Origin of the sequence: Nocardioides solisilvae, assembly GCF_003194625.1 — a bacterium.
In the GTDB taxonomy this organism is placed as follows: domain Bacteria; phylum Actinomycetota; class Actinomycetes; order Propionibacteriales; family Nocardioidaceae; genus Nocardioides; species Nocardioides solisilvae.
In genome coordinates this window covers 1,011,031-1,028,224 of sequence record NZ_QHKX01000002.1, presented here as the reverse complement: position 1 = coordinate 1,028,224, position 17,194 = coordinate 1,011,031, and the positions used below count along the sequence as shown (strand labels likewise).

The 17,194-nt window shown below is 72.1% G+C and carries 16 protein-coding genes; 10 read left to right on the top strand and 6 right to left on the bottom strand.

Features of this window, described 5'->3' with window-relative positions:
• Position 1 precedes the first annotated feature (1 nt).
• Together DNK53_RS10960 and DNK53_RS10955 are read left to right on the top strand one after the other, a co-directional pair.
• Positions 2–838, top strand: a complete 837-nt coding sequence (locus tag DNK53_RS10960; RefSeq protein ID WP_110182263.1) for an enoyl-CoA hydratase-related protein — start codon at positions 2–4, stop codon at positions 836–838.
• A 64-nt stretch (positions 839–902) separates the two neighbouring features.
• Positions 903–2,063, top strand: coding sequence for an acyl-CoA dehydrogenase family protein (locus DNK53_RS10955; protein WP_110182262.1), 1,161 nt, complete (start codon positions 903–905; stop codon positions 2,061–2,063).
• 105 nt (positions 2,064–2,168) lie between these two features.
• On the opposite strand, the gene DNK53_RS10950 is transcribed toward DNK53_RS10955, so the two are convergent.
• Genes DNK53_RS10950 through DNK53_RS10940 form a run of 3 tightly spaced genes read right to left on the bottom strand, consistent with a single transcriptional unit; the run spans position 2,169 to position 5,191 of the window.
• Positions 2,169–3,767 (bottom strand): long-chain-fatty-acid--CoA ligase, encoded by a 1,599-nt coding sequence (locus tag DNK53_RS10950; RefSeq protein WP_110182261.1) that lies wholly within the window; start codon positions 3,765–3,767, stop codon positions 2,169–2,171.
• 27 nt (positions 3,768–3,794) lie between these two features.
• Positions 3,795–4,169, bottom strand: a complete 375-nt coding sequence (locus DNK53_RS10945; protein ID WP_110182260.1) for a DUF6285 domain-containing protein — start codon at positions 4,167–4,169, stop codon at positions 3,795–3,797.
• Positions 4,169–5,191 (bottom strand): phosphotransferase family protein, encoded by a 1,023-nt coding sequence (locus DNK53_RS10940; RefSeq protein ID WP_239456499.1) that lies wholly within the window; start codon positions 5,189–5,191, stop codon positions 4,169–4,171. Before DNK53_RS10940 ends, DNK53_RS10945 begins: the two co-directional genes overlap by 1 nt.
• Positions 5,192–5,459: 268 nt before the next feature.
• Here DNK53_RS10940 and DNK53_RS10935 point away from each other — a divergent pair, with 268 nt between their 5' ends.
• Genes DNK53_RS10935 through DNK53_RS10915 form a run of 5 tightly spaced genes read left to right on the top strand, consistent with a single transcriptional unit; the run spans position 5,460 to position 10,256 of the window.
• Positions 5,460–6,689 carry an ABC transporter substrate-binding protein gene (locus DNK53_RS10935; protein ID WP_110182258.1) on the top strand — a complete coding sequence of 410 codons (1,230 nt, stop codon included), beginning with the start codon at positions 5,460–5,462 and terminating at the stop codon, positions 6,687–6,689.
• Positions 6,690–6,692: 3 nt separating this feature from the next.
• On the top strand, positions 6,693–7,490 hold the full coding sequence (locus DNK53_RS10930) for an ABC transporter ATP-binding protein (RefSeq protein ID WP_110182257.1): 798 nt from the start codon (positions 6,693–6,695) through the stop codon (positions 7,488–7,490).
• On the top strand, positions 7,487–8,194 hold the full coding sequence (locus DNK53_RS10925) for an ABC transporter ATP-binding protein (RefSeq protein WP_110182256.1): 708 nt from the start codon (positions 7,487–7,489) through the stop codon (positions 8,192–8,194). The genes DNK53_RS10930 and DNK53_RS10925 overlap by 4 nt, the downstream gene beginning before the upstream one ends.
• 47 nt (positions 8,195–8,241) lie before the next feature.
• On the top strand, positions 8,242–9,129 hold the full coding sequence (locus DNK53_RS10920) for a branched-chain amino acid ABC transporter permease (RefSeq protein ID WP_110182255.1): 888 nt from the start codon (positions 8,242–8,244) through the stop codon (positions 9,127–9,129).
• Complete coding sequence (locus DNK53_RS10915) at positions 9,126–10,256, top strand: branched-chain amino acid ABC transporter permease (RefSeq protein WP_204163858.1); 1,131 nt, start codon at positions 9,126–9,128, stop codon at positions 10,254–10,256. Before DNK53_RS10920 ends, DNK53_RS10915 begins: the two co-directional genes overlap by 4 nt.
• Positions 10,257–10,346: 90 nt before the next feature.
• Here the strand turns inward: DNK53_RS10915 and DNK53_RS10910 are convergent, their stop codons facing one another.
• Both DNK53_RS10910 and DNK53_RS10905 read right to left on the bottom strand, forming a co-directional pair.
• Entirely contained in the window at positions 10,347–11,321 is a 975-nt protein-coding gene (locus tag DNK53_RS10910) for an NADPH:quinone oxidoreductase family protein (protein ID WP_110182253.1), read from the bottom strand.
• A gap of 136 nt (positions 11,322–11,457) precedes the next feature.
• Positions 11,458–12,714, bottom strand: coding sequence for an acyl-CoA dehydrogenase family protein (locus DNK53_RS10905; RefSeq protein WP_110182252.1), 1,257 nt, complete (start codon positions 12,712–12,714; stop codon positions 11,458–11,460).
• Positions 12,715–12,850: 136 nt separating this feature from the next.
• Between DNK53_RS10905 and DNK53_RS10900 the strand changes: the two genes are divergently transcribed.
• From DNK53_RS10900 to DNK53_RS10890, 3 genes are all read left to right on the top strand, one after another.
• Positions 12,851–13,732, top strand: coding sequence for a TetR-type transcription factor C-terminal domain-containing protein (locus DNK53_RS10900; RefSeq protein WP_204163857.1), 882 nt, complete (start codon positions 12,851–12,853; stop codon positions 13,730–13,732).
• Positions 13,733–13,793: 61 nt separating this feature from the next.
• Entirely contained in the window at positions 13,794–15,128 is a 1,335-nt protein-coding gene (locus DNK53_RS10895; protein WP_162599890.1) for an MFS transporter, read from the top strand.
• 70 nt (positions 15,129–15,198) lie between these two features.
• A complete protein-coding gene (locus tag DNK53_RS10890) occupies positions 15,199–15,975 on the top strand; it encodes an SDR family NAD(P)-dependent oxidoreductase (RefSeq protein ID WP_110182250.1) in 777 nt (258 codons plus the stop codon).
• Positions 15,976–16,103: 128 nt separating this feature from the next.
• On the opposite strand, the gene DNK53_RS10885 is transcribed toward DNK53_RS10890, so the two are convergent.
• The gene (locus DNK53_RS10885) at positions 16,104–17,054 is read right to left on the bottom strand and encodes a class II glutamine amidotransferase (RefSeq protein ID WP_110182249.1); all 951 of its coding nucleotides are present in this window, start codon (positions 17,052–17,054) and stop codon (positions 16,104–16,106) included.
• Positions 17,055–17,194: the final 140 nt, after the last annotated feature.

The following is a 17,194-nucleotide window of genomic DNA, read 5'->3' as shown; positions in this document are numbered from 1 at the left end:
CATGGCGACCGAGGAGCGCGGGCACGTCGTCGTGACCGTCGCCGACGGCGTGGCCGACGTGCGGCTCAACCGCCCCGAGAAGCTCAACGCGCTCGGCCCGGCGACGATGCAGGCGCTCGTCGACGCGGGCCGGCGCCTCGCCGCGCTCGGCCCCGACGAGCTGGGCGCCGTGGTGCTCAGCGGGGAGGGGCGGGCGTTCAGCGCGGGCCTCGACTTCGCCGAGTTCGAGCGGATGGGGGAGGAGGACGCCTCGGCGCTGCTGGCCCCGGTCGAGCCGCTGGGCGCCGCGGAGGCGCTGGGCCAGCAGGCCGCGCACGTCTGGTCGCTGGTGCCGGTGCCGGTCGTCGCCGCCGTCCACGGGGTCGCCCTGGGCGGCGGCCTCCAGGTCGCGCTCGGCGCGGACCTGCGGATCGCCGCCCCCGACGCGCGGCTCTCGGTGACCGAGGTCCTGTGGGGCCTCGTGCCCGACATGACGGGCACCCAGGTCCTCCCCGGGCTCGTCGGCCGCGACGTCGCCCTCGACCTCGCCCTCACCGGGCGCACCGTCGACGGCGAGGAGGCGCACCGGCTCGGCCTGGTCACCCGGCTCGACCCCGAGCCGCGGGAGGCGGCCCTGGCCCTGGCCCGCGAGGTGGCCGGGCACAGCCGCAGCGCCACCCGCGGGATCAAGCGCCTGGTCGGCCTGGCCGACGGGCGTGGGTCCAACGGGGGAGGAGCCGACGGCGGACTGGCCGAGGGGCTGCGCGCCGAGCAGGAGGTGATCACCGCCCTCATGGGGAGCGAGGAGCAGCTGGCCGCCGTCGCCCGGCGGATGGCCTCCCTGGGACGCCGTCCATGACCCGAGCAGCGCACCGCAGGAGCCGTCGACGACGTCTCCGTCAACGCCAACCGAGGAGCCCAGCATGGACAGGAATCTCTACACCGAGGACCACGAGGCGTTCCGCGTCGCCGCCCGGGAGTTCGTCTCCCGCGAGGTCGAGCCGAACCTCGCCGCGTGGGACGAGGCCGGCATCACCGGTCGCGACGTCTGGGTCGCCGCGGGCAAGCAGGGCCTGGTCGGGCTGTCGGTGCCCGTCGAGCACGGCGGCGCGGGGATGCTCCGCGACTACCGCTACCGCAACGTCGTGATCGAGGAGCTGCACCGGGTGGGCGCCGCCTCCCTGGTCTCCAGCTTCTCGCTGCAGGACGACATCGCCGTGCCGTACGTCGCCGAGATCGGCACCGAGGAGCAGCGCGAGCGCTGGCTCCCCGGGATGGCCAGCGGCGAGATCATCGGCGCGATCGCGATGACCGAGCCCGGCACCGGCAGCGACCTGCGCGGCATCAAGACCTCCGGCGTGCGCGAGGAGGGCGGTTGGCGGGTCAACGGCGCCAAGACCTTCATCACCAACGGCATCCAGTCCGACCTGGTCATCACCGTGGTCCGCACCGACCCCGAGGGCGGCCCGCAGGGCTTCACGCTCATGGTCGTCGCGGAGGGCATGGAGGGCTTCGGCCGCGGCCGCAAGCTCGACAAGATCGGCCTGGTCGCCCAGGACACCGCCGAGCTCGTCTTCGAGGACGTCTTCGTCCCCGACGCCAACGTCCTCGGCGAGGTCGGCGGCGGCTTCGGTCAGCTCATGCAGATGCTGCCGCTGGAGCGCCTCTCGATCGCCGCCGGCGCGGTGGCCGGGGCGACGCAGGTGCTCGCGGACACCGTCCGCTACACCAAGGAGCGGGAGGCCTTCGGCCAGCCCGTGGCCTCCTTCCAGAACACCCGCTTCCAGCTGGCCGAGATGGCCACCGAGGTCGACGTGACGCGCACCTACGTGGACGCCTGCGTGCGGGCCTGGAACGACGGCACCCTCACCGCCGTCGAGGCCGCCAAGGCCAAGATGTGGGCCTCGGAGGTGGTCAACCGCGTGGTCGACCGCTGCCTGCAGCTGCACGGCGGCTACGGCTACATGAAGGAGTACGCCGTGGCCCGCGCCTTCGTCGACTCGCGGATCCTGCGGATCTTCGGCGGCACCAACGAGATCCTCAAGACCGTCATCGCCGGCGAACTGCTGGGCCGCCGCGCCTGACGGCGCCCCGCGCCGGCCGCCACGTCGAAAGGCCCGCCGCGACCCCCTCGGGGGATCGCGGCGGGCCTTCGTCGTGCCGGTGGGGCTGCCCGGGTCAGGACCCGGTCAGGGCGCCACGCTCTCGGCGCGGCGCTCGACGACCATCTGCCGCAGCGGCGGCTTGGTGATCTTGCCCGAGGCGTTGCGCGGCAGCTCGTCGAGCACCACGACCTGCGTCGGCTTCTTGTACGACGCCAGGCGCTCGGCGCAGAAGCGGATCACGTCCTCCTCGATCGGCGGGTCGGCCGGGTCGTAGGGCACCACGATGGCGACCGGGGTCTCGCCCCACTTGGGGTGCGGCGCCCCGACCAGGGCGACCTCCTTGACCTTCGGATGGTCGGCGACGACGGCCTCCACCTCGGCGCTGTAGATGTTCTCGCCGCCCGAGATGATCATGTCCTTGAGCCGGTCGACGACGTAGTAGAAGCCGTCCTCGTCGACCCGGACGAGGTCGCCGGAGTGGAACCAGCCCCCACGGAAGGCGTCGGCCGTCGCCTCGGGGTTCTGCCAGTAGCCGATCATCGTCTGCGGACCGCGGTAGACGATCTCGCCGATCTCGCCCGGCTTCACGTCCTCCATCATCGGGTCGACGACGCGCACGTCCACCAGCGGGACGGGGCGGCCGATCGAGCCGATCTTGCGGATCGCGTCCTCGCCGGTGAGCACCGTGGTGACGGGCGACATCTCGGTCTGGCCGAACGTGCAGACGTTGTCGATGCCGGGGAACGCCTCGGCCATGGCGCGGAGCACCGAGGGGGTCGCGGGCGCCGCACCCCACGCGAGGTTGCGGAGGTTGAGCTTGCGGTCCTTGATCGTCGGGCTGGCGCAGACGGCCTGCCACTGCGTGGGCACGAGGAACGCGCTGGTCGCCCCCTCCGACTCGATGAGGTCGAGGAAGCTCTCGGCGTCGAACGAGCCGGTCGGGGTGATCACCGAGGTGTAGCCGAGGATGAGCTGCGGCACGAGGGCGCCCACCGCGGCGATGTGGAACATCGGCGACGTGATGGCCCCGACCTCGTCCTGCCGGACGAGCCTGAAGGCCTGGATGAGGGTGATCGTCTGGCCGAGCAGGTTCTCGTAGGTGAGCATCGCCCCCTTGGGCAGCCCGGTGGTGCCGGAGGTGTACATGATGAGCGCGCAGGCCGACAGGTCCTGCGGGCCGTCGCCCGGCAGCGGCTCGGCCGAGGCGATCACGTCCTCGTAGGCCTCGGCCCCGCGGCCGGCACCCGTTGGGTCGCCGGCCACGACGAGGCAGGGGAGGCGGTCCTCCTTGCCCGCCCGCACCTTGCTGACCAGGTCGGAGAGGGACTCCTCGACCACCACGGCGCAGGAGCCCGAGTTCTCCGCGAGGAAGGCGACCTCGTCGGCGACGAGGCGGAAGTTCACAGGGACGGCGATCGCGCCGAGCCGGTTGATCGCGACGAGCGACTCGACGAACTCGGGGCGGTTGGTGAGCAGCACGAGGACGCGGTCGCCCTCGCCGACGCCTCGCGCCCTGAGCGCGGACGAGAGACGGCGGGTGCGGTCGTCGAGCTGGGCCCAGGTGGTGGTCTCGCCGCGGAACCGCAGGGCCGCGTGCTCGGGCTTGCTCCGGGCGTGCTTGCTGACCTGGTCGACCCAGGAGAGCCGGGTGTGCGGCGTGGGGGTCTCGGTCTGGGTGTGCATGGGGTTTCCTCCCGGAAGGTGTGGGGGTCAGTGGGCGGCGGCGGAGCGCGGGTCGTCCGCCACGTCGTCGTCGAGGTACTTGGGGTTGGCGACCGCGAGCCGGTCGACGGTGGCGGTCCAGAGAGCGTCGACCACGTCCGCGTCGTCGTCCGCGAGCTCGCCGGCGCGGATCTTCAGCGCCAGCTCGTCCTCGTCGGCGACGCCGAGCTGCTCGAGCCAGGCGGCCAGCCTGGCCTCGCCGGGGGCGCCCTGCTCGAGCTCGCGGCCGAGGGTGTCCAGCAGGTTGGCAGCGACTCGGGCGTGGAACGAGAGGGCCCCCTCGGTCCGGGGCATGACCTCGTCACGCAGGAACTCGGTGACCGCGGTGACGATCTCGCGGGCATCGGGGTAGGTGTGCAGCATCAGGAGCTCCTGCTCGTGCGGAGGCGGGGATGGAGCATGCGGAGTAGGTCGTGCTCCTGCTCGGCCGTGCGTCGTCCGATGGCGGCCAGCTCGACCGACCGGGTCGCCCCGGAGAAGTGCCGGTGGGCCTGCTGGAGACAGCCGACAGCCCACGAGAGCGTGCCGAGCACCTGCCACCAGAAGACGACCTCGGGGTCAGGACGGACCCCGCTGGCCTCCTCGTAGGCGTCGAAGAGCTGGTCGAAGCCGCCGACGCCTGCCACCGGCAGCGGGCCGCCGAAGCGCCAGGCGCGGATCGAGAGGTAGCCGAGGTCCTCCATCGGGTCGCCGACGTGCACCAGCTCCCAGTCGAGCACGGCGGCCAGGCCCTGCTCGTCGACGATGACGTTGCCCAGCCGGAAGTCGCCGTGCACGAGCACGGGCTCGGGCGTGGGCGGCGGGCGGTGCTCCTCGAGCCAGCGGAAGGCGAGCTCGATCGCCGGCCGCAGCACCCCGACGGAGGCGTAGCGGGCGCGCAGCTCGGCGAGCATGTCGAACGTCGGGAGGCCGGCGACCTCGGCGGCCGGCACCTGGTGGATGGCCGCTGCGGCCCGCCCCAGGTCGGCGACGAGGCGCGAGCGGGCCACGGCGAAGCGGTCGTCGCGGAGGATCTTGCGGGCAATCGTCTCGCCCTGCACGAACGTCATGAGGAGGTAGGGGGCGCCGAGCACTCCCGGGTCGGTGCTCGCGTCGACGAGGTCCGGGCCCGGGACGCCGTGGCGCCGGGCGGCCCGCAGCGCGACCGCCTCGCGGGCCATCTCCTCGGGGCGGGGTTCCGACGGGGGGTCGCGGCGCAGCACGAGGGCCTGCTCCGCGCCGTCGGGGGAGCGCACGTCCAGCGCCCAGGTCTGACGGCTGGCGCCGCCCGAGACGCGACGCAGCCCGGTCAGGCGGGTGCCGTCGCCGAGCAGCGCGCACAGACGCTCCTCGAGGCGGTCGACGAGCTCCTGCTCGGTGCCGCCGCGGGGCGGGGAGGGGGCCATGGTGTCCAACGGGGCAACTCTCGTCGGGCGGGGCGCCGAGGCGGCCCCGACGGGGTTGGTGGGAGACGTGCGACACAGTAACTGAACGAGCGCGCGCTCGGAAGGCTAAACCTTTTTCAGTTCGTTCGGTGAACTGGATCACACTTTTTCAGGCGTGGCTCTTGACTGAGTGCCCGTTCAACGTGTTCGCTGTGGAGCGATCGATCGGTATGCAGTGAACTTTCGACACCGACCCCGGTGTGCGGACCAAACGTTTCCCGGAGGCATCATGAACCGCCGTCTTTCCGTCCTCGCCGTCTGCGGCGCCCTGGTCCTGTCCGCGTGTGGCGGGCGTGACGACTCGAGTGCCTCGGGTTCCGGGGGCTGCGACACCGGCATCACCGACTCGACGGTGAAGATCGGGTCGAGCCTGCCGATGTCCGGCGCGGCCGCCGTCTACGGCGCCATCGCCCGCGCCAGCGACGCCTACTTCGACGACATCAACGCCGCCGGCGGCGTCAAGATGGGCGACGGCAAGACCCGCAAGGTCGAGTACAAGGCCATGGACGACGCCTACGACCCGGCGCGCACCGTGAGCAACACGCGCAGCCTCGTCGAGGAGGACGGCATCTTCGCGATGATGAACGTGCTCGGCACCTCGCCCAACCTGGCGATCAGCGACTACATGCAGGGCGAGGGCATCCCCAACCTCTTCGCCATGACCGGCACCGACGAGTTCCTCGACCAGGAGGAGAACTGGTCGATGGCCTTCCTGCCGCAGTACGAGTTCGAGGCCAAGGTGATGGCCGACTACGTGCGGGAGAACGCCCCCGGCGCGAAGGTCGGGATCCTCTACCAGAACGACGGCTTCGGCAAGGGCATGGTCGACAACTTCGAGGCCGAGTTCGAGGGCAGCGACATCGAGATCGTCAGCACCCAGGCCTACGAGCAGTCGGGCGGCTCGGCCGACTCCCAGGTGGTCAACCTGTCGAGCTCCGGCGCCGACGTCTGGCTCAACTACGCCACCGGCACCTTCATGACGCAGTCCCTGAAGAAGGCCAACGAGATCGGCTGGAAGCCGCTCACGCTGGTCACCTCGGGCACCAACCACGCGAAGAACATCATGCAGCCGGCCGGCGCGGGCGCCGTCGACGCGGTCTCGTTCACCTGGCTCAAGGACGTCTCCGACCCGAGCTGGTCCGACGACGAGGGCATGAAGGCGTGGATGGAGTTCGCCAAGAAGCACAGCTCCGACGTCGAGGCCGCCGACTCCACGGCCGCCAACGGCTACACCACCGCCCAGATCATGGTCGCCGTCCTCGAGGGGATGGAGGGCTGCACCCGCGAGGACATGCTCGAGAGCGCGCAGAGCCTCGAGGGCGTCGCCCCCGACCTCTTCCTCCCCGAGGTGACGGTCAAGACCGCCGAGGACTACCCCTTCTTCACCACCCAGGTGCAGATGATGGAGTTCGACGGCAAGACCTGGCAGCTCACCGGCGACGTGCTGGAGCGTGGGTGACCCATGGCCGAGTCCACGACCCGCGGTGGGTCGGCGGAGCCGTTCCTCTCGGTCCGCGACGTCCACCTCCGGTTCGGCGGGGTGACGGCGCTCGACGGGCCCTCGTTCGACCTGCGGCGCGGTGAGATCTGCGGGCTGATCGGGCCGAACGGGGCCGGCAAGACCACCCTGTTCAACTGCATCAGCCGGCTCTACCAGCCGGACTCCGGCTCGATCACCCTCGCCGGCGTCGACCTGCTCGGGCTCCGCACCGAGCAGATCGCGTCGGCGGGGATCGCCCGGACGTTCCAGAACCTGGGCCTCTTCGGCTCGATGACGGTGCTGGAGAACGTCCTGGCCGGTGGCTACCACCGGACCCGCTCGGGCTTCGGCCCGAGCGGGCTCGGCCTGCCGCTGGTCCGCCGCGAGGAGCGCAAGGAGGTCGCCGCGGCCCGGGAGCTCCTGGCCGACCTGGGCCTCTCCGACGTCTCCGACAAGCTCGCCGCCGGGCTGCCGTACGGCACCCTCAAGCGCGTCGAGCTGGCGCGGGCCCTCATGGCGTCCCCCGAGCTGCTCATGCTGGACGAGCCGGCCAACGGCCTGATCCACGAGGAGGTGCTCGAGCTGGCAGGCACGATCCGCCGGCTCTGCGACGAGCGCGGTCTCTCCGTGCTCCTCGTGGAGCACCACATGGCGATGGTCATGAGCGTCTCCGACCAGGTCGTCGTCCTCAACCTCGGCCGCAAGATCGCCGACGGGCGGCCCGACGCCGTCCGGTCCGACCCCGCCGTCATCGAGGCCTACCTGGGAGGTGCCGCATGAGCACGCTGCTGGAGGTGCAGGGCCTGCACGCGGGCTACGGCCCCGTGGAGGTGCTGCGCGACGTCAGCCTCACCGTCGAGCAGGGACAGGTCGCGGTGGTGCTCGGCGCCAACGGCGCCGGGAAGACCACCCTGCTCCGCGCGCTCTCGGGGATCATCAAGGGTCGCGGCCGGGCCACCCTCGACGGGCGGCAGCTGCTCGGCCTGCCCAGCGAGCGGATCGCCGCGCTCGGGGTCTCCCACGTGCCGCAGGGCCGCGGGACCTTCGCCAACATGACGGTGGAGGAGAACCTGCGGATCGGGGCCCACCTGTCCCGCGGCGACGAGAAGGCGGAGATCGGCAAGTGGTACGAGATCTTCCCCAGGCTCGGCGACCGGCGCACCCAGCAGGCGGGCAGCCTCAGCGGCGGTGAGCAGCAGATGCTCGCCGTGGCCCGGGCCCTGATGCCCGGCCCCCGGCTGCTGCTGCTCGACGAGCCGTCGCTGGGCCTGGCGCCCAACACGACCCGGGACCTCTTCGCGTCCCTGGGCCGGATCAACGCCGAGACCGGGACGGCGATGCTGATCGTCGAGCAGAACGCGCACCTCGCGCTGGACATCGGGAGCACCGCGATGCTGCTCGAGGCGGGCCGCATGGTCTCCTCCGGCACCGCCCAGGAGCTCCGCGACAACGACGACATCCGTCGTGCCTACCTCGGCTACTGAGGCAGCCGTGCCCCTGCGGCCGGCGACCCCCACGAAGGAGTCTTGAGATGGAGCTCTTCCTCCAACAGCTGCTGGACGGCCTCGCCACCGGCGCGCTGTACGGCGCGCTCGCGCTGAGCGTCGTCCTGGTCTACCGGGCCTCCGGCATCGTCAACTTCGCCCAGGGCGAGATGGCGATGTTCGCGGCCTTCCTCACCTGGCAGGCCCACACGTGGGGCGTGCCGCTGGTCCTGGCGATCGGGCTCTCGATGCTCATCGCCTTCGCCTTCGGCGCCGGCGTGGAGCGGGTCCTGATCCGCCCCTTCGGCACCACTGCGGCCGCCCACCTGTCGCTGATCATCGTGACCCTGGGGCTCATGCTCGTGCTGACCAGCGGGGCGGGCTGGACGTGGGGCTACCTCACCAAGCAGGTGCCGCCGGTCTTCGGCGAGGGCGTGGTCGACGTCGGCGCCTCCGCGATGTCGCGGCAGGCGCTGGGCATCATCCTGGCCGTCGCCGTCATGTCGGTGCTGCTCTACTTCCTCTTCCAGAAGACGCGGCTGGGCCTGGACATGCGGGCCGCGGCCAGCAACCCGGAGTCGGCCCGGCTCTCGGGCATCCCGGTCGGCCGGATGCTGATGCTCGGCTGGGGCCTGGCCGGGGCGATCGGTGCCCTGGTCGGCGCGCTCGCGGCGCCGCAGCTCTTCCTGCAACCCAACATGATGGCCGCGATGCTGCTCTACGCGTTCGCCGCCGCGACGCTGGGCGGCTTCGACAGCCCGGTGGGAGCGCTCATCGGCGGGCTGCTGGTCGGCGTGCTGGAGAACATGGCCGGCACCTACATCGACATCATCGGCAACGACTTCAAGCAGGCGGTCGCCCTGATCATCATCATGGCGGTCCTCCTCTTCAAGCCTGAGGGGCTCTTCGGGAGCAGGACGGTGGCACGGGTATGAGCGACGAGCGCAGGACCTCAGGCGGGATGGGGGCGTTCGGCGCCGTCCGCCAGCAGCTGGCGCGGCTGCGCGAGCCGCACGCGCCGTTGGACGCGCCGACCTGGCTGCGGGTGGCGACCTTCTGCCTCGTGGCGGGAGTCGCGGCGCTGCTGCCGCTCTACGTGCAGCCCTACGTCAACTTCGACCTCAGCATGGTGATGATCTACGCGATCGTCGGCATGGGGCTCAACCTGCTGACCGGCTTCAACGGCCAGATCTCCCTGGGCCACAGCGCCTTCTTCGCCACCGGGGCCTACGTGGCGGCCGTGGCGATCCAGGACGGCTGGCACTACCTGGCGGTGCTCCCGGTCGCGGTCGTGGTCACCTTCGTCCTCGGCTACCTCTTCGGGCTACCGGCGCTGCGGCTCCAGGGCCTGCAGCTGGCGCTCGTCACCCTGGCCCTGGCCATCGTGACGCCCTCGGCGATCAAGCGGCTCGACGACTTCACCAAGGGCCAGGAGGGGATCAACCTCTACACGGCCCAGCCGCCGGAGTGGACCGGCCTGGAGCGCGACCAGTGGGTCTACCTGCTGTGCCTGGTCGGCGTGCTGGTGGCGTGGATCCTCACCCGGCGCCTCTCCACCGGCCGGATCGGCCGCTCGCTGGTGGCGGTCCGCGACAACGAGACCGTCGCCCGCACGCTCGGGGTGCGCAGCTCACGGACCAAGACCATGGTCTTCGCGATCAGCGCCGCCTACACCGGCGTCGGCGGCGTGCTCTACGTCTACGTCGTCCAGTTCGTCGGGCCCGACTCCTTCGGCCTCGTGATGGCGATCGCGTTCATCTCGCTCATCGTCGTCGGCGGCCTCGGCACGATCAGCGGCGCGGTCTTCGGCGCCTTCTTCATCACCTACGTGCCGGAGTGGACGGCCGGGATCAACCAGGCGGCCGCGGGCATGGTCTACGGCCTCTCGCTGATCATCTTCATGTTCGTGATGCCCTTCGGGATCGCGGGCCTGGCCCGGGCCGCGCTGCGGCCCGTGGTCGACCGGGTCCCGGGCAAGCGCGGCCTGCTCAGCGGGCAGGGGGCACCCACCGTGGGCGGCCGGTCCGCCGCGGTCGACGAGGAGGAGCTCGTGGGCAGCTGAGCCGCCCCACGCACGACGTACGGCTCACGACGAAGGGGACGGACCACGCGGTCCGTCCCCTTCGTCGTGCCGTGCCGGGCGGCGCACCGCTCAGGCGTCGTGCGGTCGCACCACGATCTTGCCCACCGTGCCACGGTCGCCGAGGCGGGCCAGCGCCGCCGGGGCCTCCTCCATCGCGACCTCGCCCCCGATCAGCGGGTCGATCAGGCCGTCGGCCCACAGCCGGGCCAGGTCCTCCTGGATGGTGCGGGCCAACGTGGGCTCGTAGCGCCGGTAGAGGCCGTGGTGCAGCCCCACCACGCTGTAGTTCTTGATCAGCACGTGGTTGACCGCGACCTCGGGGATCCGCCCGCCGGCGAAGCCGATGACGAGGATCCGGCCCTCGAACGCGATGCACTTGCGGCTGCGGTCGAAGACGTCGCCGCCCACGGAGTCGTAGACGACGTCGGCGCCGCGCCCGCCGGTGGCCTCCTTGACCACCTCGACGAAGTCCTCGGCGAGGTAGTCGACCACCACGTCGGCGCCCAGGTCGCGGCAGACCTGCACCTTCTCCGGCCCGCCGGCGGTCGCGATCACCGTCGCGCCCGCGGCCTTGCCCAGCTGGATCGCCGCGCTGCCGACGCCGCCGGCGCCCGCGTGGACGAGGAGGGTCTCCCCGGCCTGCAGCGCCGCGCGACGGTGCAGGCCCGACCACCCGGTGTGGTACGTCGTGAGCATGGCTGCGGCCTTGACCAGCGGCATCCCCTCGGGAACGGGGAGCACGTCGGCCTCGGGGACGCAGATCAACCCGGCCAGGGCACCGCGGGGGAGCCCCGGGGCGACGACGACCTGCTCGCCGGCGCGCGGGCCCTCGACGATCGTCCCGGCGGCCTCGAGGCCGGGGGTGAAGGGCAGCTCGGGCTTCTCCTGGTACTTGCCCCGGCACAACAGCAGGTCGGGGAAGTTCAGGGCGGCCGCGTCGACCCGGACCAGCACCTCGCCGTCCGCGGGCCGCGGATCCGGCACCTCGACCAGCCGCATCACCTCGTCGGGCTCTCCCAGGTCCTGCACCTGCCATGCGCGCATCGTTCGTCCGCCTTTCCGTGGGTGTCTTCTCGTGTGGTGTCGTGCGTGGTGCTCGCCACGCACCTCGGCCCCCGCCACCGCGCCGTCCTGGGTGACCAGGGGGGTGCGGGCGACGGGGGCCGGGGCGTGGATCGGGTCAGGCCTGCTGCTTGCGGCGTCCCATGAAGCCGAAGAGGGTGCCGGCGACCTTGCGGATCTGGATCTCCTCGGCGCCTTCGGTGATGCGGTAGCGGCGGTGGTGGCGGTAGATGTGCTCGAACGGCTGGTTGCGGGAGTAGCCCTCGCCGCCGAAGACCTGCATGGCGCGGTCGGCGGCCTCGCAGACGAGGCGGTTGGCCCGGTAGTTGGCCATGGAGACGTACTCGCTGACCTCGGTGGGGTTGCCGGCTCGGTCGAGGGTCCAGGCGGCCTTGCGGACCAGGCCGCGGACCATCTCGGCCTCGGTGTGCAGTTCGACCAGGGGCCACTGGACGGCCTGCTTCTTCGCCAGCGGCTCGCCGAAGGTCTTGCGCTCCCGTGCCCGCTCGACGGCGCGGTCGATGCAGTACTGGGCGGCGCCGAGGCTGGAGGCGGCTTGGCGGATCCGGTTCTCGTGGAGGAAGTGCTGGGCGATCATGAGGCCCTCGTCCTCGGCGCCGAGGATGGCCGAGTCGGGCACCCGGACGTCGTCCACCGACACGTTGGCGTGGTCGGTGGGCATGTTGAAGGTCCAGTCGTAGCTGGTGACCTCGAGGCCGGGGGTGTCCATGGGGACGATGAACGCGGTGATGCCGCGGGCGTCGCCGTCCTTGCCGCTGGTGCGGGCGAAGACGACGTCGTGGGTGGCGCTGTGGACCCCGGAGTTCCACTTCTTGCGGCCGTTGATGACCCAGTGGTCGCCGTCCCGCTTGGCGGTGGTCTCCATCCAGGTGGCGTCGCTGCCGTGGTCGGGCTCGGTGAGGGCGAAGGCGACCCCGCGGGTGCCGGTGATCATCCCCTCGATGAGGTCGTCCTTCTGCTCCTGGGTGCCGAACTCGTGGACGATCAGCGCGAAGGGGAGGTTGGCGACGATCGACGACTCGTTCTGGAGGTCGTTGTGCAGCCCCAGGCCCTTGGCGGCGAGGTGTTCGCGGACGACGGCCATCTCGAGGTTGCTGGCGCCGCGGCCGCCGAGCTCCTTCGGCAGCGCGTAGCGGAAGAGACCGGCCTGGTCGGCGCGGCGCTTCATCTCGGCCAGCAGGTCCTCCCATTCCTGGGCGGGGACGCCGTCGGCCTCCCAGTTGGTCCTGGCCCACTCGCGACGGTGGTCGAAGTACTGCGGGTGCTTCTCCTCCAGCGGCTTGATCTCAGATTCGATGAAGGCGTCGAGCTCCGCGAGGAAGTCCGTCAGCGCGGGGGGCAGGTCGAAGTCCATGGCATTCCCTTTGTTTAGCGATGACTGAGTGATCGCTAGATTAAGCCGAACGAAACCGTGTGTCTAGGCCCACACGACTAGAGTTTCTGTTCAGTTCGCCCGAGCGTCTGATCTTCAAGTGCGGTACGGTCTGAACGTGACCGATCTGTCGACGTCCGCTCCGCCGGGCGCCCCCCAGGAACCGGGCGGCGCAGGCGAGGCCCTGCGCGCCGTCCGCAAGGAGCGCGGTCTGAGCCTGCGCGAGCTCGGCGAGCGTGCCCGGGTGAGCGCCGCGACGCTGAGCCAGCTCGAGACCGGCAAGACGGCGCTGAGCGCCGAGCGCGCCCTCTCCCTGGCCACCGCGCTCGACGTGGACCCCCGGCGGTTGCACCCCGAGCTCGCCGTCGACGGCGGGCCCCGTCCCGCGCCCGACGAGCAGCTGCAGTGGCGCGACTTCCCGCCGCTGGACCTCGACGTCGCCCTCCGCGGCGCGCTCCAGTCCTTCACCGAGAAGGGGTTCCACGGGTCGTCCGTGCGCGACATCGCCCGGCGGGCCGGCCTGTCGGTCCCCGGGCTCTACCACTACTACCCGGGCAAGCAGGCGATGCTCAGCGCGCTCTTCGACCTCGGCATGGACGACCTGCTGGCCCGCAGCCACGCGGCCCGCGAGGAGGGCACGAACACGCGGGAGCGGTTCGTCCACCTCGTCGAGGCGCTCTCGCTCTTCCACGCCCACCGGCCGGAGCTCTCCTTCCTCGGCACCAGCGAGATGCGGGCGCTCCCGACCCGGGACCGGCGCCGGCACGCCGGAATCCGCAGCGAGCAGCAGCACCTGGTCGACGACGAGGTCGAGCTCGGCGTCGAGGAGGGCGTCTTCACCACCACGGAGCCCCGGGCCGCTGCCCGCGCGGTGGTCACGATGTGCCAGGGGATCGCCAGCTGGTACCGCCCGGGGGGCCTCTACACCCCCGAGCAGGTCGCCGCGCAGTACGTCGCGTTCAGCCTCGGGGCGGTCGGGGCGGTCGGGGCCGGGAAGTGACACCAGCCGTCCCCGTTGCCCCCGGGGAATGCGGCCGGCGCCTTCCCCGTTGGCCTCCGGCGTGACCCCGCTCCAGGACGCGCGCCGCGTCTCCCTGCTGCTCGGCCTCCTCTTCGGGCTGGCCGGCATGGGCTCCTCCTCGGCGGCGATCGCGCTGCCGGCGGTGGCGTCCGAGTTCGACACCTCCGTCGGCGTCGCCGCCTGGACGATCAGCGCCTACGTCCTCTTCCTCGCCGTGGCGACCCCGGTCTACGGGCGGGTCTCCGACCTGGTCGGGGTGCGGATCCCGCTCCTCGTGGGCGTCGGGCTGATGACCGTCGGTGCCCTGGGCGCCACCGTGGCCACGTCGTTCGAGCTGCTGCTCGGCGCCCGCGTGCTGCAGGGCGCCGGGGCGGCCGCCGTACCGACGCTGGGCGTCACCGTGCTCAGCGCGCGCTACGAGGGGGAGGTGCGCGGCCTCGCGCTCGGGCGGCTGGCCGCCGTGGCCGCGGCCGTCAGCTGCGTGGGTCCCCTGGTCGGGGGCGCCGTCGAGCACGCGGTCGACTGGCGGGCCGTGATGGCGTTGCCGGTCCTCGGGCTGCTCGTGCTGCCCTTCCTCTGGCAGACGGTCGCCGGCGGCGGCTCCGGCGCGCGGCTCGACCTCGTGGGTGCCGTGCTCGTCGCCGGCACCTCGGCCGGGCTCGTGATGGTCGTGCAGTCGCCCTCCACCGGTGTCGTCGTCGCGGCGGTGGGCGCCGCGCTGCTGGTCCTGGGCACGCCGCTGGTTGCCCGCCGGGTGCGCCGGCACCCGCACGGCTTCCTGCCGGCGTCGGTGATCCGCAACGGGACCGTGGTCCGCTCGGCCCTGGCCGCGGCGGCGATGCCGGCCTCGTGGTTCGCGATGCTCGTCGGGGTGCCGGCCGCGCTGGTCGACGACGGCTGGGCCGCCTGGGAGGTCGGCGTGCTCCTGCTGCCGAGCGCCGTGGTCGCCCTCGTCGTCCCGCGCGCCACGTCGCGGCTGCTCGCGGCCCGCGGGGGTCCGCAGACCCTGGTCGTCGCGGCGCTGGTGGCCGCCGGGTCGCTGCTCGTCTCGGCGCTGGCGACCGCCCAGGCGTGGCCGGTCGCCGTCTCGGTCGCCGTCGTGCTCACCACCTTCGCCTTCGGGCTCGGGCAGCCCGCGATGATCGCCACGGTCAGCGACACGGTCCCCGACGTCGTCCGCGGAGCCGCGTTGGGGATCGCCTCCCTGGTCTTCCTCGTCGGCGGCAGCGTCGGGTCGGCCGTCGTCGCCGGGCTCGGCGAGGTGCTGGGCATCCCGGGCAGCCTGCTCGTCCTGGCCGTGCTCCCGCTGCTGGGCATCCTGGCGATCGCCCCCGACGTACGCCGTGATCGTGCTGGTGCCGTGGCTCCGCGGTAGTCGCACCCCGCTGGCCGCGCCTAGGGCCGGCGGAGCAGGATGGGGGTCCACCGGCAACGAGGAGATCGAGATGGACCTGGGACTGAAGGGTCGAGCGTTCGTCGTCACGGGCGGCTCCGACGGGCTCGGACTGGCGACCGCGCACCGGCTCGCCGGCGAGGGGGCGGGCGTCGTGGTCTGCGGCCGCGACGAGAAGCGGTTGAGCCGCGCCGTCTCCAGCCTCGACGGGCTGCCCGGCAGGGCGGTCGGGGTGCGCGCCGACGTCCGGCAGGTCGCCGACCTGGAGCGGCTCGTCGACCGCGCGCTGGAGCAGTTCGGCCGGCTCGACGGGATCATGAACAACGCGGGGGCGGCCGCCGCGGGCTCGTTCGAGGGGCTGGGCGACGGCGAGATCCTCGCCGACCACGAGCTCAAGGTGATGGCGATGGTCCGGCTCACCCGGGCCGCGCTGCCGCACCTGAAGGAGCGCGGGGGAGCGGTCCTCAACAGCCTCGCGGTCTCGGCGAAGGCGCCCGTCGCCGGGAGCCTCCCGACCTCGGCCTCGCGGGCGGCCGGGCTCGCCTGGACCAAGGCGATGGCCCAGGAGCTCGCGCCCACCGGGGTCCGGGTCAACGCGATCCTCATCGGCTACGTCGACAGCGACCAGTGGGTGCGCGCTGCCGAGCGGTCGGGCCAGGAGTACGGCGCCTTCACCGCCGCGCTGGCCGAGCGGCTGCGGATCCCGATGGGCCGGCTCGGCCGCGCCGAGGAGTTCGCCGACGTGGCGTCGTTCCTGCTCTCGCCCCGGGCGTCGTACGTCACCGGCGCCAGCGTCAACGTGGACGGCGGCTTCTCCCCGGTCCCCTGACCCCGGTGTGGAGATAGTCCCCCACGTTCTGACCGGCGGCACGCCGCGGGGGATGGTCAGTTTGTGGGGGACTATCGAGCTCTCGGGGCGCAGTGAGCCGACGCCGTACGACGCCTCCGTGCGCCCGCCTACACCTTCAGGTCGTCGACGGTCCGGGTGATGCCCTCGCCGTCCTTCTCGAGGAAGACGATCTGCCCGAACTCCAGCATCGACCAGTCCTCGGTCTCGTCGGTCAGCGGCTCGGAGGCGAAGATCGCGGACGTTGCGTCCTCGTCGCCGCACTCGTCGAAGCCGTAGGTGCCCTGCTCCGTCTGCAGGTGGCGACCGGTCAGCATGTACATCGGCTCCAGCAGCATGCCGAGGGAGAGGTCGTCCGTGCCCGGCTCCGCCTTCCTCAGCTCCCGCCAGTCGCCCCGGGGGTCGGTCTCGCCCTGGTGTCCGAGGCCGGTGTTGATCCCGATGACCCGGCGGGGGGAGACCAGCGCCATCTTCATCTTGGTCAGCCCCGGCTCGCCGAGCTTCTCGCGCGCGTCCGCGACGAGGCGCACGACCTCCTCGACGGCACGCTTGACGTCCTCGTCGCTGTCGCTCTCCATCACCGAGAGCAGCAGCACGGAGAGGAACTCGGTGTCGGTGGTGCCGGTCATCTGCGTGAGGTACTCGTCCTTGCAGTGCGGCAGCAGCTCGCGCTGGAGGACCTGCCAGCCCGGGACGAAGCCGTTTTGCGCGATGGTCCACGGGGAGCCGTCGAAGACGAACGGGTGGCAGTTCTCGTCGGCGAGCACGACGTGCGCGTTGTAGGAGGCCGCGCGCACGTGGGCCAGCATCGTGTGGGCCTGTAGCGCCGGGACGACGGTCGGGACGTTGTCGTCGTAGAACGCGGCCATCGGGCGGCGGTAGACGAAGGGCTTCTCGGGGTCGCAGAAGTTCTCGCTCCACGCGGCGAAGCCCCAGCCGGCCAGCTGCAGCTGGGGGTGCCGCTCGGGGTCGAGGGTCTGGTTGAGGAGGCTGTTCTCCGGGGTGAGCAGCAGGCTCTTCAACGGGACCTCCGGCCCGACGTAGGCGAGGACTCGGCACATGGGGGTTCCTTCCCTGACGGGGGCGTGGGTGTCGGCGTGGGCCGTGGCGGTGCGTGACCGCGTGCGGCGGCCCCGGGTGAGTGCCCGACAGGACCCCGCGTCATGCGACCCACCCGCCTACCGCCGCCCGGGAAAGGAGA

What these genes read in the sequence shown, in the direction of transcription:
- DNK53_RS10960 (WP_110182263.1), top strand. Translation starts at nt 2, where the DNA reads ATGGCGACCGAGGAGCGCGGGCACGTCGTCGTGACCGTCGCCGACGGC.
- DNK53_RS10955 (WP_110182262.1), top strand. Translation starts at nt 903, where the DNA reads ATGGACAGGAATCTCTACACCGAGGACCACGAGGCGTTCCGCGTCGCC.
- DNK53_RS10950 (WP_110182261.1), bottom strand. Translation starts at nt 3,767, where the DNA reads ATGCACACCCAGACCGAGACCCCCACGCCGCACACCCGGCTCTCCTGG.
- DNK53_RS10945 (WP_110182260.1), bottom strand. Translation starts at nt 4,169, where the DNA reads ATGCTGCACACCTACCCCGATGCCCGCGAGATCGTCACCGCGGTCACC.
- DNK53_RS10940 (WP_239456499.1), bottom strand. Translation starts at nt 5,191, where the DNA reads ATGGCCCCCTCCCCGCCCCGCGGCGGCACCGAGCAGGAGCTCGTCGAC.
- DNK53_RS10935 (WP_110182258.1), top strand. Translation starts at nt 5,460, where the DNA reads ATGAACCGCCGTCTTTCCGTCCTCGCCGTCTGCGGCGCCCTGGTCCTG.
- DNK53_RS10930 (WP_110182257.1), top strand. Translation starts at nt 6,693, where the DNA reads ATGGCCGAGTCCACGACCCGCGGTGGGTCGGCGGAGCCGTTCCTCTCG.
- DNK53_RS10925 (WP_110182256.1), top strand. Translation starts at nt 7,487, where the DNA reads ATGAGCACGCTGCTGGAGGTGCAGGGCCTGCACGCGGGCTACGGCCCC.
- DNK53_RS10920 (WP_110182255.1), top strand. Translation starts at nt 8,242, where the DNA reads ATGGAGCTCTTCCTCCAACAGCTGCTGGACGGCCTCGCCACCGGCGCG.
- DNK53_RS10915 (WP_204163858.1), top strand. Translation starts at nt 9,126, where the DNA reads ATGAGCGACGAGCGCAGGACCTCAGGCGGGATGGGGGCGTTCGGCGCC.
- DNK53_RS10910 (WP_110182253.1), bottom strand. Translation starts at nt 11,321, where the DNA reads ATGCGCGCATGGCAGGTGCAGGACCTGGGAGAGCCCGACGAGGTGATG.
- DNK53_RS10905 (WP_110182252.1), bottom strand. Translation starts at nt 12,714, where the DNA reads ATGGACTTCGACCTGCCCCCCGCGCTGACGGACTTCCTCGCGGAGCTC.
- DNK53_RS10890 (WP_110182250.1), top strand. Translation starts at nt 15,199, where the DNA reads ATGGACCTGGGACTGAAGGGTCGAGCGTTCGTCGTCACGGGCGGCTCC.
- DNK53_RS10885 (WP_110182249.1), bottom strand. Translation starts at nt 17,054, where the DNA reads ATGTGCCGAGTCCTCGCCTACGTCGGGCCGGAGGTCCCGTTGAAGAGC.